Source organism: Candidatus Kryptoniota bacterium, from assembly GCA_036567965.1.
Lineage (GTDB): Bacteria > Bacteroidota > Ignavibacteria > Kryptoniales > JAKASW01 > JAKASW01.
On sequence record DATCTN010000007.1, the window covers coordinates 174,747 to 190,256 of the forward strand.

Annotated in this window: 18 protein-coding genes and 1 tRNA gene; all 19 read left to right on the forward strand. The window is 50.3% G+C overall.

Annotated features, from left to right (window positions below; all coding sequences use genetic code 11):
• Nucleotides 1-62: 62 nt before the first annotated feature.
• The 19 genes from VIS48_02395 to eno all read left to right on the forward strand — a co-directional run bounded on the left by VIS48_02395 (nucleotide 63) and on the right by eno (nucleotide 15,466).
• On the forward strand, nucleotides 63-479 hold the full coding sequence (locus tag VIS48_02395; GenBank protein HEY9164992.1) for a ubiquinol-cytochrome c reductase iron-sulfur subunit: 417 nt from the start codon (nucleotides 63-65) through the stop codon (nucleotides 477-479).
• A 5-nt stretch (nucleotides 480-484) separates the two neighbouring features.
• On the forward strand, nucleotides 485-1,531 hold the full coding sequence (locus tag VIS48_02400) for a cytochrome bc complex cytochrome b subunit (GenBank protein ID HEY9164993.1): 1,047 nt from the start codon (nucleotides 485-487) through the stop codon (nucleotides 1,529-1,531).
• Entirely contained in the window at nucleotides 1,528-1,725 is a 198-nt protein-coding gene (locus VIS48_02405) for a hypothetical protein (GenBank protein ID HEY9164994.1), read from the forward strand. Before VIS48_02400 ends, VIS48_02405 begins: the two co-directional genes overlap by 4 nt.
• A gap of 77 nt (nucleotides 1,726-1,802) precedes the next feature.
• Nucleotides 1,803-2,195 carry a dihydroneopterin aldolase gene (gene folB, locus VIS48_02410; protein HEY9164995.1) on the forward strand — a complete coding sequence of 131 codons (393 nt, stop codon included), beginning with the start codon at nucleotides 1,803-1,805 and terminating at the stop codon, nucleotides 2,193-2,195.
• Nucleotides 2,179-2,700 carry a 2-amino-4-hydroxy-6-hydroxymethyldihydropteridine diphosphokinase gene (gene folK, locus VIS48_02415; protein HEY9164996.1) on the forward strand — a complete coding sequence of 174 codons (522 nt, stop codon included), beginning with the start codon at nucleotides 2,179-2,181 and terminating at the stop codon, nucleotides 2,698-2,700. The genes folB and folK overlap by 17 nt, the downstream gene beginning before the upstream one ends.
• Nucleotides 2,693-3,352, forward strand: coding sequence for a deoxynucleoside kinase (locus VIS48_02420; GenBank protein ID HEY9164997.1), 660 nt, complete (start codon nucleotides 2,693-2,695; stop codon nucleotides 3,350-3,352). The genes folK and VIS48_02420 overlap by 8 nt, the downstream gene beginning before the upstream one ends.
• Nucleotides 3,352-3,543, forward strand: a complete 192-nt coding sequence (locus tag VIS48_02425; GenBank protein ID HEY9164998.1) for a hypothetical protein — start codon at nucleotides 3,352-3,354, stop codon at nucleotides 3,541-3,543. Before VIS48_02420 ends, VIS48_02425 begins: the two co-directional genes overlap by 1 nt.
• Nucleotides 3,544-3,577: 34 nt before the next feature.
• Complete coding sequence (locus VIS48_02430; GenBank protein ID HEY9164999.1) at nucleotides 3,578-4,681, forward strand: glycosyltransferase family 9 protein; 1,104 nt, start codon at nucleotides 3,578-3,580, stop codon at nucleotides 4,679-4,681.
• Nucleotides 4,678-5,079, forward strand: coding sequence for a CBS domain-containing protein (locus VIS48_02435; GenBank protein HEY9165000.1), 402 nt, complete (start codon nucleotides 4,678-4,680; stop codon nucleotides 5,077-5,079). The genes VIS48_02430 and VIS48_02435 overlap by 4 nt, the downstream gene beginning before the upstream one ends.
• Nucleotides 5,048-5,872 (forward strand): RNA methyltransferase, encoded by an 825-nt coding sequence (locus VIS48_02440; GenBank protein ID HEY9165001.1) that lies wholly within the window; start codon nucleotides 5,048-5,050, stop codon nucleotides 5,870-5,872. The genes VIS48_02435 and VIS48_02440 overlap by 32 nt, the downstream gene beginning before the upstream one ends.
• A 188-nt stretch (nucleotides 5,873-6,060) precedes the next feature.
• Nucleotides 6,061-6,384, forward strand: coding sequence for a hypothetical protein (locus tag VIS48_02445; protein HEY9165002.1), 324 nt, complete (start codon nucleotides 6,061-6,063; stop codon nucleotides 6,382-6,384).
• 74 nt (nucleotides 6,385-6,458) lie between these two features.
• A protein-coding gene (prfB, locus tag VIS48_02450) for a peptide chain release factor 2 (protein ID HEY9165003.1) occupies nucleotides 6,459-7,578 on the forward strand; the annotation gives its coding sequence in 2 pieces (ribosomal slippage) (nucleotides 6,459-6,527 and nucleotides 6,529-7,578; 1,119 coding nt in all).
• A gap of 3 nt (nucleotides 7,579-7,581) precedes the next feature.
• Nucleotides 7,582-8,814 carry an ABC transporter permease gene (locus tag VIS48_02455; protein ID HEY9165004.1) on the forward strand — a complete coding sequence of 411 codons (1,233 nt, stop codon included), beginning with the start codon at nucleotides 7,582-7,584 and terminating at the stop codon, nucleotides 8,812-8,814.
• Nucleotides 8,814-10,052: an ABC transporter permease gene (locus tag VIS48_02460; GenBank protein ID HEY9165005.1), complete on the forward strand. Its 1,239-nt coding sequence runs from the start codon at nucleotides 8,814-8,816 to the stop codon at nucleotides 10,050-10,052. The genes VIS48_02455 and VIS48_02460 overlap by 1 nt, the downstream gene beginning before the upstream one ends.
• A 6-nt stretch (nucleotides 10,053-10,058) precedes the next feature.
• Nucleotides 10,059-10,736, forward strand: coding sequence for an ABC transporter ATP-binding protein (locus VIS48_02465; protein ID HEY9165006.1), 678 nt, complete (start codon nucleotides 10,059-10,061; stop codon nucleotides 10,734-10,736).
• Nucleotides 10,737-10,780: 44 nt separating this feature from the next.
• Nucleotides 10,781-10,854, forward strand: a tRNA-Arg gene (locus VIS48_02470).
• A gap of 203 nt (nucleotides 10,855-11,057) precedes the next feature.
• Nucleotides 11,058-11,327 (forward strand): hypothetical protein, encoded by a 270-nt coding sequence (locus VIS48_02475; GenBank protein ID HEY9165007.1) that lies wholly within the window; start codon nucleotides 11,058-11,060, stop codon nucleotides 11,325-11,327.
• Between the two features lie 145 nt (nucleotides 11,328-11,472).
• The gene (locus tag VIS48_02480; protein ID HEY9165008.1) at nucleotides 11,473-14,067 is read left to right on the forward strand and encodes a patatin-like phospholipase family protein; all 2,595 of its coding nucleotides are present in this window, start codon (nucleotides 11,473-11,475) and stop codon (nucleotides 14,065-14,067) included.
• Between the two features lie 97 nt (nucleotides 14,068-14,164).
• Nucleotides 14,165-15,466 carry a phosphopyruvate hydratase gene (gene eno / locus VIS48_02485; GenBank protein HEY9165009.1) on the forward strand — a complete coding sequence of 434 codons (1,302 nt, stop codon included), beginning with the start codon at nucleotides 14,165-14,167 and terminating at the stop codon, nucleotides 15,464-15,466.
• Nucleotides 15,467-15,510: the final 44 nt, after the last annotated feature.

Consider the following 15,510-nt stretch of genomic DNA (forward strand, 5'->3'; position numbering starts at 1 on the left):
GGAACAAGTCACAGATGGTTTGTTGTTAGAGAATCATAATGGCAACGTCTCGGCGACAATTCTTGAATCGGATTCTTAATACGGGGGTCGCAGCAATTACGGCATATGTTGTGTATCCGGTAATCCGATTTCTTATCCCGCCACCGGTTGCTCTCGATGAGCAGTCACGTGTCGTGGTAGCTTCAGTCGGTGAACTGAAACCGAATTCCGCAAAGTTTTTCAGATTCCTCGATAAACCCGCAGTCCTTGTGAGGCTTCAGAGCGGAGAGTACGAAGCGCTTTCTGCGAAGTGCACGCATCTCGGTTGTACGGTCGATTTCGACCGGACCAAGGATTTCTTCTTTTGTAACTGCCACGGAAGCCAGTTCGATATAAACGGAAAAGTGCTGAAGGGTCCAGCGACGAAACCTCTCCCTCAGTATCTCGTGTCAGTTGCAGACAACAATATTTACGTTTCTGTCCGCAGCGATGTCGCCTGATGTCAATGAAAAATAAACTTACTGGTTTCATCGAAGAGAGATTCAATCTGGCCGACCTTAAGGAGTGGGTTGCCCATAAGACGGTTCCACAGCACAAACACTCGATGTGGTACTACTTCGGTGGGCTCTCGTTGTTCCTGATAGTCGTGCAGGGAATCACCGGCATCTTGCTTGCTTTTTACTACTCACCGAGTCCGGCCGCTGCAAATGAATCGGTAAGATACATAATGGAAAATGTCCAGTACGGATGGGTCGTACGCTCCATCCACTTCTGGTGCGCGAATCTTCTTGTGGCGGTCGTGCTTGTCCACATGTTCTCTGTGTTCTTCATGAAAGCATACAGGAAGCCGAGGGAATTGATGTGGGTTCTCGGCGTGGTCATCCTGATTCTCGTTCTCACTTTTGCTTTCACCGGGTACTTGCTCCCCTGGACAACGCTTTCATACTTCGCGACGAAAGTCGGCGTCAACACTCCGCTCGTAGTTCCCCTTGTTGGCGATTTCCTCAGCCGAGTAATGCAGGGAGGCGACGACGTGGGCGCGGCCACACTCACGAGAATGTTCACGCTTCATACGATCATCCTTCCATTCTTCGCGCTGATGTTCGTATCGCTTCACGTATTGCTGAGCCAGATCTTAGGGACAAGCATTCCCGCGTCTCAAAGCTGGAACAGGCACGCAACGAAGTTCTTTCCTGATTTTATGATGCGCGATGCTGCCGTGTGGACCGGGACATTTGCTTTGATACTCGGTGTGGTCGCATTATTTCCCGCCGGACTCAGCGCAAAAGTCAATCCTCTTGAGCCTGCTCCGGCGGGCATCAAGCCGGAATGGTATTTTTTGTTCGTATTTCAGACTCTCAAGAGCATGCCGGAACTCGCCGCCGTCGGTGTCGTCACTCTCGGAGCAATAGTGTGGCTTCTTGTACCATTCCTCGACAGACCGCTGCAGAAGCGGAAGATGGATGTCTTCCTTACTCTTTTCGGAATTGCCGTTCTGCTTTATATTCTCTCGATGACTCTGATCGCTTACATCACCACAGCACAATCATGATTCTCATTCTCTTGATCCAGGCGAAAGACACTCTGGCACTGAGAATACCTTCATTTTCGGACAGGCTGAATTTTCTTCTGCCGCTTATCGTGATCCTGCTGATAGTTATGTTCTTCCTGCTTCTTAAGTCGTTCGCTGCAAAGGAGCAATCGAAAACGAACACCGCCCGGAGCAGAGGGAAGTCCCCTATCTGACTCGCCGGCCGTCCCCGCGACACGTCGGCGCCAATCCTTGAAAATTCCTCCATACGATTCTATATTGATTAATACCGATGAAGCAACAATGTATCAGACTGAACAACGCCACATTCTACGCGTACCATGGAGTACTGACGAACGAGCAGGCATCGGGCGGAAAATTCGAAGTCGACGTCGAGATGTATGGCGATTTCTCGAGGGCGTCTCTCAGTGATCGGCTCAAAGATGCCGTAGACTACGAAAGAGTTTACCGGTCCATAAGGGAGCTCGTGACCGAAAAACGCTTCTACTTAATTGAATCACTGGGGGATCAAATAGCCGACAGCATACTGGTTAATTTTGTCTCAGTTGATCGTGTTATAGTACGCGTGAGAAAGCACACTCCACAGGTAGGGGGTGTGGTTGATTCAGTGGAATTCGAGACTGACAAAGCCCGCGGGACACCGGACGATGAAGGAAGAAGTTGAATGCTTCCTGTCGCTCGGTTCCAACCTCGGCGACAGGTTGAGGTACCTGGATGAAGGAGTTAAGGCTCTTGGCTCGCTTGAGAAAAGCAAGCTCTTACGCGTCTCCTCGATTTACGAAACTGAACCGGTAGATTATAAAGATCAACCTCAGTTCCTCAACCTCGCTGCCGGAATTGAGACCAGTATTGAACCGTTGGATCTTCTGGATCGAATCAAAGCGATCGAAGAAATAATGGGCCGAAAGCACCGGGACAGATGGAGAGAACGGGAGATAGATATCGATATAATATTCTTTGGTAACGAAACCCTCAACACAAACAACCTGGAAGTCCCACACCCCCGGGCTCATCTTCGCAGGTTTGTCCTGCAACCGCTGAGCGAGATTGCCGGTGACTTTGTGCATCCCCGCTTGCATGAGAGCGTGAATAACCTGCTGAGGCATTGCGGAGACAATTCCAGGGTTGAGCGACTGAGTTATACTCTTCATGCGGAGGCGCATGACTGACATCGAAGTCATAACGCCCGAAATAGGGCACATCGCAATAGAGGGCGTGATCGGGGCGGGAAAGACAAGTCTGACCCTGAAGCTGGCAAAATACCTGAACGGGAAAGCCGTTCTTGAGAAATTTGAGGAAAATCCTTTCCTCGAAAAGTTCTACGACGATATAGAACATTACGCCTTCCAGACGCAGATATTCTTTCTCCTAAGCAGGTACCGGCAACAGCAGGAACTAACTCAAATAGATTTATTCGATCAGTTAATTGTGAGTGACTATTTATTTGAGAAAGACAAAATTTTCGCTTACCTGAATCTGCAGGATGACGAGCTCAAACTCTATGAGTCGCTGGCAGTTCTCCTGGAAAAAACGGTTCCGAAGCCCGACCTCGTTGTTTATCTCCAGTGCAACGTCGAGCACCTGATGACAAACATTAAGAAACGAGGAAGAAAATACGAGCGGAATATTTCCAAGGAATATATTCAAAGTTTAAATGAGGCCTACAACTATTTTTTCTTTCGGTATAAATCCGCGCCACTGCTCATTGTGAACGCCGATCAAATCGATTTCGTAAACGACGAAAATGATTTTCAGAAACTTGCCGCGGAAATACTTAAGCCTCGCAAGACGGCGGAGTACTACAATCCGATAATGAAGTGATGATTAGATTACTCATCTGGATAGTTTTCATTTATGCGATTTACTATTTCATAAAGACTGCAATTCGCGGCGCCGTGAATAAGGGGATTAGAGACTATGAAGCCCGGAAAGAAACGGAGTCGAAGAAGCGGAGGGAAGTGAAGGTGGATCGCCGCGATATCGAAGATGCCAAGTACGAGGATTTGAAGTAGGCTCCAGTCGTTGAACGGTTGGAGCCAACAGGCCGTGAAAAAAATCAACCTCGAACACGTCACGAAGAAAGCTGCAAGATGGCTCCTTTCCCAACTTTCGACCAGACATCACGTAAAAGCGCGAACAGACAAAACCGAGCGCGCAAAGAGGATCATAGTAATACGACAACACAACCAGTTCGGTGATGTACTTTGCACCGTCCCGTTGCTGCGCGCGCTTCATCGGCATTTCAATCCCGAAGAGCTGGCAGTCGTTGTATCGCCTGCAAACATGACGGCATTAGAGGGTTGCAGGTACGTTACGAGACTCATCAACTACGACAAGCTCGCTTTCTACCGACATCCGAAACTCCTCCTGAGATTCATAAAGGAACTTCGCAGAGGATACGATCTTCTCCTGGTCCCCTCAAACGTGTCGATCTCCCTGACCAACGACGTGATTTCTTTTTTCACGAAGGCTCGCACGAAGTTCGGCCCCCGAACTCTCGAGACAAAATCGAACCGGACAAGCTCCGTTTACGACATTGCGGTTGATCTTCGATGGGGGGACAAGATCGAGCATCAATCTTTCAGGAACATGGAAGTTGCGGCCCCACTTCGAATCGAGACTCATGAAAGAGACGGTGAGCTCGAATATGCGATTCCCGCTGATGCCGCGGCCGAGGTGGACCTTTTCATTTCTAGGGTCTCCAACCGCGCAGCGAAGAAAGTCGCGATCCATGCCGGCGCAGGAAAGCCGGGGAACCAGTGGAAGCCGGAGAACTTCGCTGCGGTAGCAGATATGCTCCATCACGAGTTCGAGATCGAGTTGTATTTGACGGAGGGGCATATGGATCACGAGGTGATCGATTACCTGACCACGCTTCTCAAGGCGCCATTTATCCGTGTGCGAAACATGTCAATTCCGTTTGTCGGGGCTCTTCTCAAAAAAATGGATCTTGTAATATCGAACGACACCGGGATAATGCATCTGGCGGCTGCGGCCGGTGCTCAGACGCTCTCACTCTTTGGGCCGACGGATCCTCTTCAATGGGCGCCGCTAGGACGGCAGCATAGATTCGTCCTCGGTGCGAAGGGTGATATCAACACCATCCAGGTCGGAAGGGTTGTGAACGTCGTGAGAAAGATGCTGACGTGAGAATCAGCCGCCGAATTCCTTCTCTCTCGGATATTAAAGACAGAATTGTTGCGAACCTTTCCAGATTCCAGTTTTCTCAGGAGCCTGTTCTTCTGATTTTCGCGGCAGTCACCGGAATCCTCGGCGAAATTCGCCAGGCGCTCACCGATAAAGAGGTGAAGAATCTCCTGGATGTCCTGGTTGTCAAGGATATTTTGGTTCCGACTAAATTAAGTGTTACTCAGAATGAAGATCTCTCTTTTGCACTCAAGCTCATGATTGATGCCGGCGTGCCTTCTGTACCGGTTGTAAGAGAGGGAAATCAACTAATGGGAATGCTCTTTCTCAACGACGCGACACAGGCGTACGACAAGAAACTACTTATGAGTGAGGTGTCAACTGAGTCTGACAAACGCTGAACTTAAGATTCTTTCGGCTCTCAAAGATCGAACTGAAAGACACAGGCAGAAGCGATTTCTCATTGAAGGGAAACGGAGCGTTACGGACGCGCTTAAAGCGAACGCGAGCGTATCCAGGTTAATTCTGAGTCTCGGCTCCAGAACCGATAGGTTTACCGATGTTCTTAGTCTTGCGGAACAAAAAGAGATCGAAGTGGTCGAATTGCCGGCCGATAAGTTCAGGAAGCTCACGACGACTGAGACAAGCCAGGGAATAATTGCCGTCGGCGATATCCTGGAAAGTTCGGTCGATGAATATGTTTCAAAGGCACGGTCGAAGAGACAGGCAATTCTGATCATTCTCGACAGAATTGCGGATCCAGGCAATCTTGGGACAATCCTCAGATCGGCAGTGTGGTTCGGAGTTGAAGCGGTCATCACTGCCCAGGGAAGCGTCGATGTCTACAACCCGAAAGTGGTCCGTTCCGCAATGTCCGCGCTGGCAAGTCTGCAGGTGATCGAGGATGCCGATCTTGGTGAAAGCATTGCTGCGCTGAAGAAAATCGGATTCAAGATTATCGCCTCTTCCCAGGACGGCAGGGATGAATACACGAGCTTCGATTACCCTCCGAAAATTGGATTAGTCTTCGGATCTGAAGCGACCGGAATAAGAAACGAGATTCTCTCCGCTTGCGACTGGACTGTCTCGATACCGCGTCGCGGAAAAATGGAATCGTTGAATGTGGCCGTCGCCGCTTCCATAGTTCTTGCCGAGATGTGGCGTCAGACAAGCTCAAGGGTCGTGAAGAAGTAGCCGGGCGACTGATCTAGGTACGCCTTCCATAGCCCGGGTCGAGTACTTGAGCTCCCTGTCCAACTAGAATATTCATCTACCTCTCTTCTGCATTTTCAGCAGATCGAATGCGACTGTCTCTGCCGTTCTCGTGCGATCAACCTCCATCTTCAATCTGAATAATGTTAGCCGATTGCCTGATATTCGTAGTGCATCTGAATAACGATGTGGTCGTACCAGACAATTGGCTGGAAGGGATGATCGAGTGCACGGAAAGTTTTCTGGAAATTTGTATCGTCGGACCAATGAGCAACAGGATAAGCGGTTACCAACTCGAATCGAATGCAGCATACAAGAAAGTCAGTCAGATGCACCGGTTCGCGGCGAATTATCGAAGGAAGAACAGGAGAAAATGGATGAAAGCTCCGAGGATTGCCTGGTTCTGCATGCTCATCAAGCGAGAGCTCATTGACAGGATAGGCGGACTCGATGAGGCGTTCGGGACACGGAGACCGTTTAAACCTCCTGGTTAAAGTCTGAATCGGGAGAACCGAAACATTGTCTATGTTCGGTGGAAGGGTTAAATTAACCCTAAAAAGGGACAGAAATGTTCGAACCGCACAAGCAGAAAGCATCAGACCTCAGGACCAGGATCGAAAACCTCCGGAGGTATCTTTGACGTCGAGGGCAAACAATCTGAAATAGAAAAACTTCATCAGAAGACCCAGGAGCCTAATTTCTGGGATGATAACAGGGCGGCACAGGCGGTGATGGGGCAGCTCAACGATCTGAAAGCGTGGGTTGATGAATGGGGAGAAGCTTCGCGAAATGTCGACGATGCGATAGCGTTCATTGAACTCGCGGAAGAGTCGGGAGACGAATCGCATACTAAAGACGTTGAGACAGAACTCGATAAGGCGGAGAAGCTCGTTTCCGATCTCGAGTTCAAGAAGATGCTCGGGAGCGAAGACGACGAAAAGAACGCGATCCTGACGATTCACGCGGGAGCCGGCGGGACTGAAGCCCAGGACTGGTCCCAGATGCTCATGCGAATGTACATCCGCTGGGGAGAACGAAACGGGTTCAGTATGGACATCGCGGACATTCTAGAAGGTGAAGGCGCAGGAATCAAGAGCGCGACAATTGAAGTCATCGGGAAATACGGATATGGTTATCTCAAGGCAGAGAACGGTGTGCACAGGTTGGTAAGGATTTCGCCCTTCGACTCCAATGCAAGGCGCCACACAAGCTTTGCTTCGGTGTTCGTTTATCCCGAGGTTGAATCCGATGTCGAAATTGAAATCGACCCGAAGGATATAAGGTTTGAAACATTTAGATCGGGAGGCCACGGCGGTCAGAACGTGAACAAGGTGGAGACAGCTGTCAGACTAATCCACGTCCCTACGAATATCGTTGTTGCTTGCCAGCAGGAACGCTCGCAGTTTCAAAACCGGGAGCGCGCGATGAAAATGCTCCGGTCAAGGCTGTACCTCCTCAAGAAGGAAGAAGAAGAAGCAAAGAAGAGCGTGATCGAAGGCTCGAAGAAGAAGATTGAGTGGGGAAGTCAGATAAGATCGTACGTGTTTCACCCGTACAATCTGGTCAAAGACCATAGGACCGGAGTTGAGACGAGCGACGTGCAAGGCGTCATGGATGGCGATCTTGATCAATTCATAAGAGGATACCTGATGGAGTTCGGACTCGCCGGAGGTGAGGGCGCCAAATAGGAAATGGGATACCCCTCGTTCATAGCAGGACGTTTTCTGCATTCGCGTGTCCATAACAGGTTCATATCTTTCCTTACGTTCTTCGCTACTGCCGGCCTTGCTATTGGGACGATGGCGCTTCTCATCACCGTTTCCGTTCTCAACGGCTTCCAGAAAAAGATCACCGAAAATGTGTCGAGCTTTACGTCGAATATTGAAATTCAAGGGTTCGAAGGGGTCCCGCTTCCCGATTATAAATCTGCTTTGAACAAGATCATGAAAGTAACAAACGTGAAATCTTCTTCTCCGTTTGTTTCGCATGAGGCAATGATCAGGGCAAGATCGGCGGGCGCGTCGTCTTCGACGGACGGACTCCTTCTAAAAGGGATTGATCCCGCGTACGATAGCAGCAGTCTCCGCAACGAAGTCGTGAGTGGACGCTACAATTTGTCGCCACTCGGATCGATGAACCCGCTCATGCTTGGGTCGAAACTTGCGAGGAGACTCGGGGTCAGTGTCGGCGATACCATGTTCGTGTTCGGGGTCGAAGGCCTGCCGTCGCCGATGAACCCGCCAAGAGTCCTGCCGTTCGTGCTGACCGGAATTTACGAAACCGGCATGTCGGACTACGATGATATCTACGGGTACACGAACATTTCTTCCGCTGCATATCTCTTCAACCTTCGCGCGGGTGAAGTGACAGGTTATGACATAATGGTGAACGACGTCACCCAGGTGGATAACACCTCAAACAATTTGAGGAGAGCACTCGGATATCCTTTTTACCCGCGGACGATGTTTCAAATGTACCGGAATCTCTTCGCATGGGTGGAATTGCAGAAGAAACCAATACCGATAATAATTGCGCTTATCATCATCGTGGCGACTTTTAATATAATCGGAACACTCCTGATGATGGTACTTGAAAAGGTCAACGCGATTGGGACGCTCATGACGCTCGGTGCTACCAGGGGAGCGATCACTCGCATATTCCTGGCCCAGGGTGCCTTCATAGGTATTCTCGGAACATCCGTCGGCGCGATCATGGCATACGTGCTGCTGGAGCTGCAGAAGAAGTACGAGTTGATCAGGATACCCGGAGATGTCTATTTCATGAACACGGTGCCGGTGTCAGTGCACGCCGGAGATTTCATTCTCATCGGTGGTACAGCTTTCATTCTCTCGCTTCTTGCGTCTTATCTCCCGGCAAAGGCGGCATCATCTCTCGACCCTCTCGAATCGGTGAGGTTTCATTAATGTCGTATTCAAGTTTCATAGCGTTCAGATACCTCAAGTCCAAACGAAAAGTCGCATCAGTTTCGATCATCTCGCTTATATCTCTGATAGGAGTGATCGTCGGGACCGCGGCGCTGATTGTTGTCATATCCGTATTCAACGGTTTTCAGGAAATTGTCACAAATATTTTGATAAATTTCGATCCGCACGTTCGCGTTACTTCGATGTCGGGAGAATACCTGTCAGATCCTCAAATCACGCTCGCGAAAGTTGAGCAGCTCCCGGAGGTCAAGAATGCCACGATGTTTCTCAGCGGAAAGGCAATGATCGTATCGGGCGGAGTAAATAGGGCAGTGAACATAGAAGGCATAGTGCCCTCGGAACACGATCGCGTCTCGAGCTTGTCAAAATCCGTGGCGCTGGGTCAATTCCTGGATCCGTCTCGAGACGACCAGATTCTAATCGGCCTCTCCCTCGCCGACGTACTCGGCGCTGTCGTCGGTGACACAGTCGCAATAATTAGTCCCGCAGGAATTGAACGGAGCCTTACACAGTTCTTCGAACCGAAAGTGGTGAAATACGTCGTCGTCGGGATTTACCAGTCTGAGAACAAGGATTATGATGCTTACTATGCCTACATGAATCTTGCTTCCGCTCAGCAACTCTTCGCATCGCCCGGTGCCGAGGCTTCTGTCGGAATGGTAAACGGAATTGATGTCCGACTCTGGGATATCGGGAGGTCGGCTGAAGTGAAAGCGAAGCTTCAAGACAGTCTGAGCGGCGTGAAAGTCGAAACCTGGTTCGATCTGCACAAGGATCTCTACAGGATGATGGAGATCGAGAGGATAGTTGCGTTCATCGTTCTGTCCCTGATCGTCCTCATCGCGGCATTCAATATCCTCGGCTCACTCACAATGACAGTGATAGAGAAGAGACGTGAGATTGGCGCACTAAAGGCTATGGGGGCCACTCCTATCGGGATTATGAAGGTGTACTTGATAGAAGGTACGTCGGTGGGCATAATTGGAAGTGTGATTGGACTGGTCCTCGGATATGCCGTCGATGAAGCTCAGATAAAATTTCAACTCTTCAAACTTGATACGAGCGTTTATATCATTCCCGCTATTCCGATATCGATGCACCTTATGGATTTTATCATCGTGGGTTTGACCGCAGTTATAATTTGTTCGCTCGCGGCTTTGTATCCTGCTCGACGTGCCGCAGCAATCGATCCGGCAGAAGCAGTGAGATGGGAGTAATAGACTTTGGCTAAGAGAGTCCTTGAAGGATCTGAAATTCACAAAAGTTATTTCATCGGGAGGAGCGAACTTAAAGTGCTCAAGGGCATCTCGCTCGATATGAGGGAAGGCGAGATTGCTGCGATCGTCGGTGTCTCCGGAGCGGGAAAGAGTACGCTCCTGCACATCCTCGGGACGCTTGACCGCCCAACCTCCGGCACCGTGAGTTACGACGGCAAGGACGTGTTCAGCATGAGAGACGATCGACTTGCACGTTTTCGCAATCTGAAGATCGGATTTGTTTTCCAGTTTCATCATCTCCTTCCGGAATTCACGGCTCTTGAGAACGTTTCGATGCCCGGGCTGATTGCCGGGAAGAAAATGTCCGAGGTGAAGAAGAGCGCGGCAAAATTACTCGATGAAGTCGGCCTGGGTGAACGCTTGGAGCACCGGCCGTCGGAGCTGAGCGGCGGCGAACAACAAAGGGTTGCCGTGGCAAGAGCCCTTGTAAACTCTCCGCAGGTCGTTCTTGCGGACGAGCCATCTGGAAATCTCGACATGGTAAACGCCGAATCCCTCCACGAATTAATCAGCCGTATATGTAAGAGCCATGGAACAACATTTGTCATCGCGACGCACAACGAGCACCTGACGAAGCTGGCGAACAGAGTTCTCAAGATCCAGGATGGCATGCTGACGTCATGACCGGCACAATTGTTTCATGTTTGCCTTCTCCTTAACTTCTAGAAGGGCACGTAGCTCAATTGGACAGAGCGTTGGCCTCCGGAGCCAAAGGTTGTGGGTTCGAGTCCCACCGTGCTCACGGTGACATAAGCTGCTACTTGCAGAATTTACGTTGAGTAAGAAAATTGCAAATGTTATTCGTGGCGTCCGTTGGCGGAGGGGCAAATCAAATCTATGGGTGAAGTTTTTTGATCATTGTTAACAGAGTTAACGCGTGGGCTCCAGCATGTTTGGAGTCGAGCAAACCGTACGCGGCTGTTGCTGCCCGGATCGAGACGACTTATGAAATTCGGTAAATGTCCCGATTGCCTCGCGACGGCAAGGCTTCAGTCGGACTATCCGAGTTCTTTCCTTACTTCTTTTCTCAAATCGATCGGTCTCATCAGAATCAAGAGATGCTCGAACTGCAACGCTGAGGTCTTTGTCGTAATTGGACTGTTCACAACTTCTCGCAAAAGGTTCAAGGTCATCGGTAATCGCATTTTTTGGTCGGCGTTCATCCTCTGGCTCTTGATAGTAGGTTATGTAGTCATTGAGGCAATGGTAAAGTAGGAGCGGGCACTTTCCGGCCCGGACATGTGGATCTTCAGCCGGTCGTCCTCCCGTGCGACATGAGTGCTGTCGCTCATCGTTCCTTCCATCAGTCGACGCGCTTCCATATATTTTAGATTGTTATGAAGAGCAATTGGTCTGTGTCATGAGGAGAATAATAGCCGGGTGGAGGTGGGTGCTACTTCTGCTCCTGGCAGCTTTATCCGGCACCGCTCCGGGCCAGGAAGGAGCGATGAGGATTGCGGGCAAATATTTTGTCCGACTGGAAAAAATTCGCCCGCGAGTTGCTCTTGTCCTTTCGGGTGGAGGATCGCGCGGAATCTCGCAGGTGGGCGTTCTTGAAGCCCTGGAGGAAGCTCATATCCCGGTTGACGTAATAGTGGGCACAAGCATGGGAAGCATTATCGGGGGATTATACGCGTCCGGTTATAGTGCCGATCAGCTTGACTCCATCGCCGTCTCGCAGAACTGGAACGAACTGCTCGCTCTATCAGATGCCGTGAACCGAAGCAATTTGTTCCTGCAGCAGAAATTGGAGGAAGAGCAGAGCTTTCTCGTTATAAGACTAAACGGCTTCACTCCGGTTCTGCCGTCTGCCCTGGTCAGCGGGCAAAGACTCACCACCTTGCTCACTCAACTTGTTTTGAACGCGCCGTATCGGGTCATTCGAACTTTTGATGATTTGAAAATACCATTCAGGTCGGTCGCGACCGATATGGTTTCCGGCAAACGGATTGTTATTTCGAACGGTGATCTCGCCCAGGCTATGAGAGCAAGCTCTACTGTCCCGGTGGTTTTCACACCAATCTATTCCGACTCTCTCCAGCTCGTTGACGGCGGACTCATTTCAAACATTCCGGTCGATGTCGCCAGGGATCTCAAGGTGGACATAGTCATCGCCGTGAATACTACAAGTCCACTGCGTTCTGTAACGAATATCGAAACTCCCTGGGATGCCTTGGATCAGGTCACGAGTATTATGATGCAGCTTTCAAACAAACTTCAGTTGGAGAAAGCCGACATCGTGATCACGCCTTCTCTCCAACGGCACATGGCTTCAGATTTTTCAGGACTTGACTCGCTGATTTACGACGGAAAAATCGCAACCGAAGAAGAAATGTCGAGGATCGATTCACTATATGAGGCCGCGGCATTGCGTCTGAAAGAAGATCCGTTGGCCAGAATTAGGCAAAATTCAAATGCGGCCACCTCGCCGTTTCAGGTTGACGACACTATTCAGCCGATCAAGCCTTATATGTATAATTCGCTCCTGCAGATTTCAGATGTCAATTTCTTTGGGGCCGAACGAATTCCGGACTCCATCCTGATCAAGCCGTTTACAGATTTGCTCGGCCACTTTGTAACGCCCAAACAGATTGACGACGCGTGCGAGAACCTTATACGCGTCTATCGCGACAACGATTTCGGGATGGCGCGATTGCTCGATGTCAGGTATGATTCGACCGCGGCTGTCCTGAATGTCGACCTGGATGAAGGAGATATCCAAGACATTTCGCTTCGAGGAAACGATGTGGCCAGACCCTTTCTTATCGAACGTGAATTTCCGCTGGCGAAAGAAAATATTTTCCTGACGAGCAGAGCTATCCAGGGCATCAACAATATTTACAGTACAAACCTGTTCAGCCAGGTGCTCCTCTCGACCAGGTTCGACCCCTCACCGAATCTCACCATCGATGTCACCGAGAAGAGCTCGCGCCTCCTCAGGCTCGGCCTTAGGGTGGACAACGAGCGGAACGGCCAGCTTTATGCCTCTGTCTCTGACGAGGATTTGTTTGGCTCCGGTACCCGGGCCGGCATTTCACTCTCCGGCGGATTGAGAGACAGACTCGCCGAAGCTTCCATCGGGACGACCAGGATACTGAACACCGAGCTGACGTACGACCTTAACGCATATACCGGATTCAGAAATGTCTACAGCTATTCGGACCAGCCCGTGCCCGGTGAACCCACTCTTTGGAATCTCACTACGGACGGCGAGTATCGGATGATAAGATACGGATACGAATTCTCCATCGGAACACAAATCCGGAGATTCGGCACAGTCAACGCGACTTTAGGTTACGGCTGGGACAGGTTGAAGCCGCTAAGGACTTACACCGAGAGTTATTCGGATCGAATCGTGTCGCTCAAACTTGGCTCCAACGTGGACACTCGCGACCATGCGGGATTCCCTAGCTCGGGAATTCTGAGCAACGTTTACTTTGAAACCGCCTTGAAAGGACTGAGCAGCCAAATTTCGTTTACCAAGATCTTCTTCAATTATCAGACGTACCACACTCTCTTTTCGACGGTCACTCTTGGGCAACATTATGAATTCGGCTTCGGTGATGCATCGCTCCCTGTCACACGCCAGTTCAGTCTTGGCGGGGAGGATCTCTTTTACGGTCTGCGTGACGACGCACTTCGCGGAAAGCAAATCTTTCTCGCAAGTTTCGAGCTCAGGACCAAACTCCCGGTCAAGCTTTTCTTCGACACTTATCTTTCCGGTCGATTCGACATCGGAGACGTTTGGGTGCAACAGCAGAACATAATTCTCAAGACCCTCAAGCAGGGAATTGGCGGATCGCTCGGGTTCGATACGCCTATCGGTCCGGTCGAATTCAGCGCGGGAAAAGGTTTCTATCCCGGAAGAGATCCGAAAATTCAAACATTGTCAACACCGTGGATATTCTATTTCAGAATCGGAGTGGAGCTCCCCGCGATTTCACTCTTCCCCTGAGTGGGGAAGGGGGAGTCAGGGACCAACGGCGCATAATTGATTACCTGACATGCGCAATGTAATTTTGTAGACAAAATATTTCAAACATGGAGAAAAAATGAAAATCAAATCACTGGATGCACTCGAAATTCTTGACTCAAGAGGCAATCCCACAGTAGAAGTCGACCTGGTTCTTGAAGACGGGACACACTCGCGCGCGATGGTGCCGAGCGGGGCTTCAACGGGCGAGAAAGAAGCAACAGAACTTCGCGATGGGGACAAAAAGCGTTATGGCGGGAAGGGCGTAAAGAAAGCTGTAGAAAATGTCATAAAGAAAATTGCGCCCGATGTCACCAAAAGAAATTTTGATTCTCAGCGGGAGCTTGATTATTCCATGATAGAATTGGATGGGACCCCGAATAAATCGGCTCTCGGCGCAAACGCGATTCTCGGAGTTTCAATGGCTTACGTCAGAGCGTGCGCGGACAGCGCCGGTGTGCCGCTCTATGAGTTTATCGGTGGAGTGAACGCCAATCTGCTTCCGGTTCCCTGCATGAACATAATCAACGGCGGGAAACACGCGGACAACAACGTCGATTTCCAGGAATTCATGATCGCCCCGCATAACGCCCCGTCGTTCGCCGAATCTATCCGCATGGGCGCTGAAGTGTTTCATAGCCTGCAGTCCGTCTTGAAATCGAAAGGTCTCAGCACTGGCGTAGGAGATGAAGGCGGCTTCGCTCCTGACCTCAAATCGAACGACGAAGCTGTGGAGGTGATACTGGAGGCGATAACGAAAGCGGGATACAAGCCCGGAAAAGATGTGAGCATCTGTCTCGACCCTGCTACCAGCGAAATGTGGGTCGACGACTCGACTCGTCGAGACAGCGGAAAGTATTTGTTCTTCAAGAGCTCCAAGACGCGCAAATCCAGCGACGAAATGGTAAAACTCTGGGAAAGCTGGACGAAGCAATACCCTATCGTGCTGATAGAGGATGGACTCGCTGAGAACGACTGGGAAGGCTGGAGCAATCTCACTAAAGTCCTGGGCAGTAAAATAGAACTCGTCGGCGACGATCTCTTCTGCACAAACAAGTCAATTCTCGCGAAAGGAATCGAGAAGGGAATCGCGAACTCGATATTGATTAAGCTGAACCAGATCGGGACCGTAACCGAAACCCTGGAAACGATCGAGCTGGCATACAAGAACGGCTATCGCGCATTCGTATCACACCGGAGCGGGGAGACAGTCGATACCATTATCTCTGACCTTACCGTCGCCGTAAACGCCGGTCACTTGAAAACAGGAAGCGCGTCTCGTGGTGAAAGGGTTGAGAAATTCAATCAGCTCATGAGGATCGAGAAACAGCTTGGAAAGGCTTCAAGGTTTGCGGGGAAGAAGGCTTTCAAGAACGCCTGATCATGTAAAAGCTTCATCATGCTTAAAGCCGGATCGCAATCGGT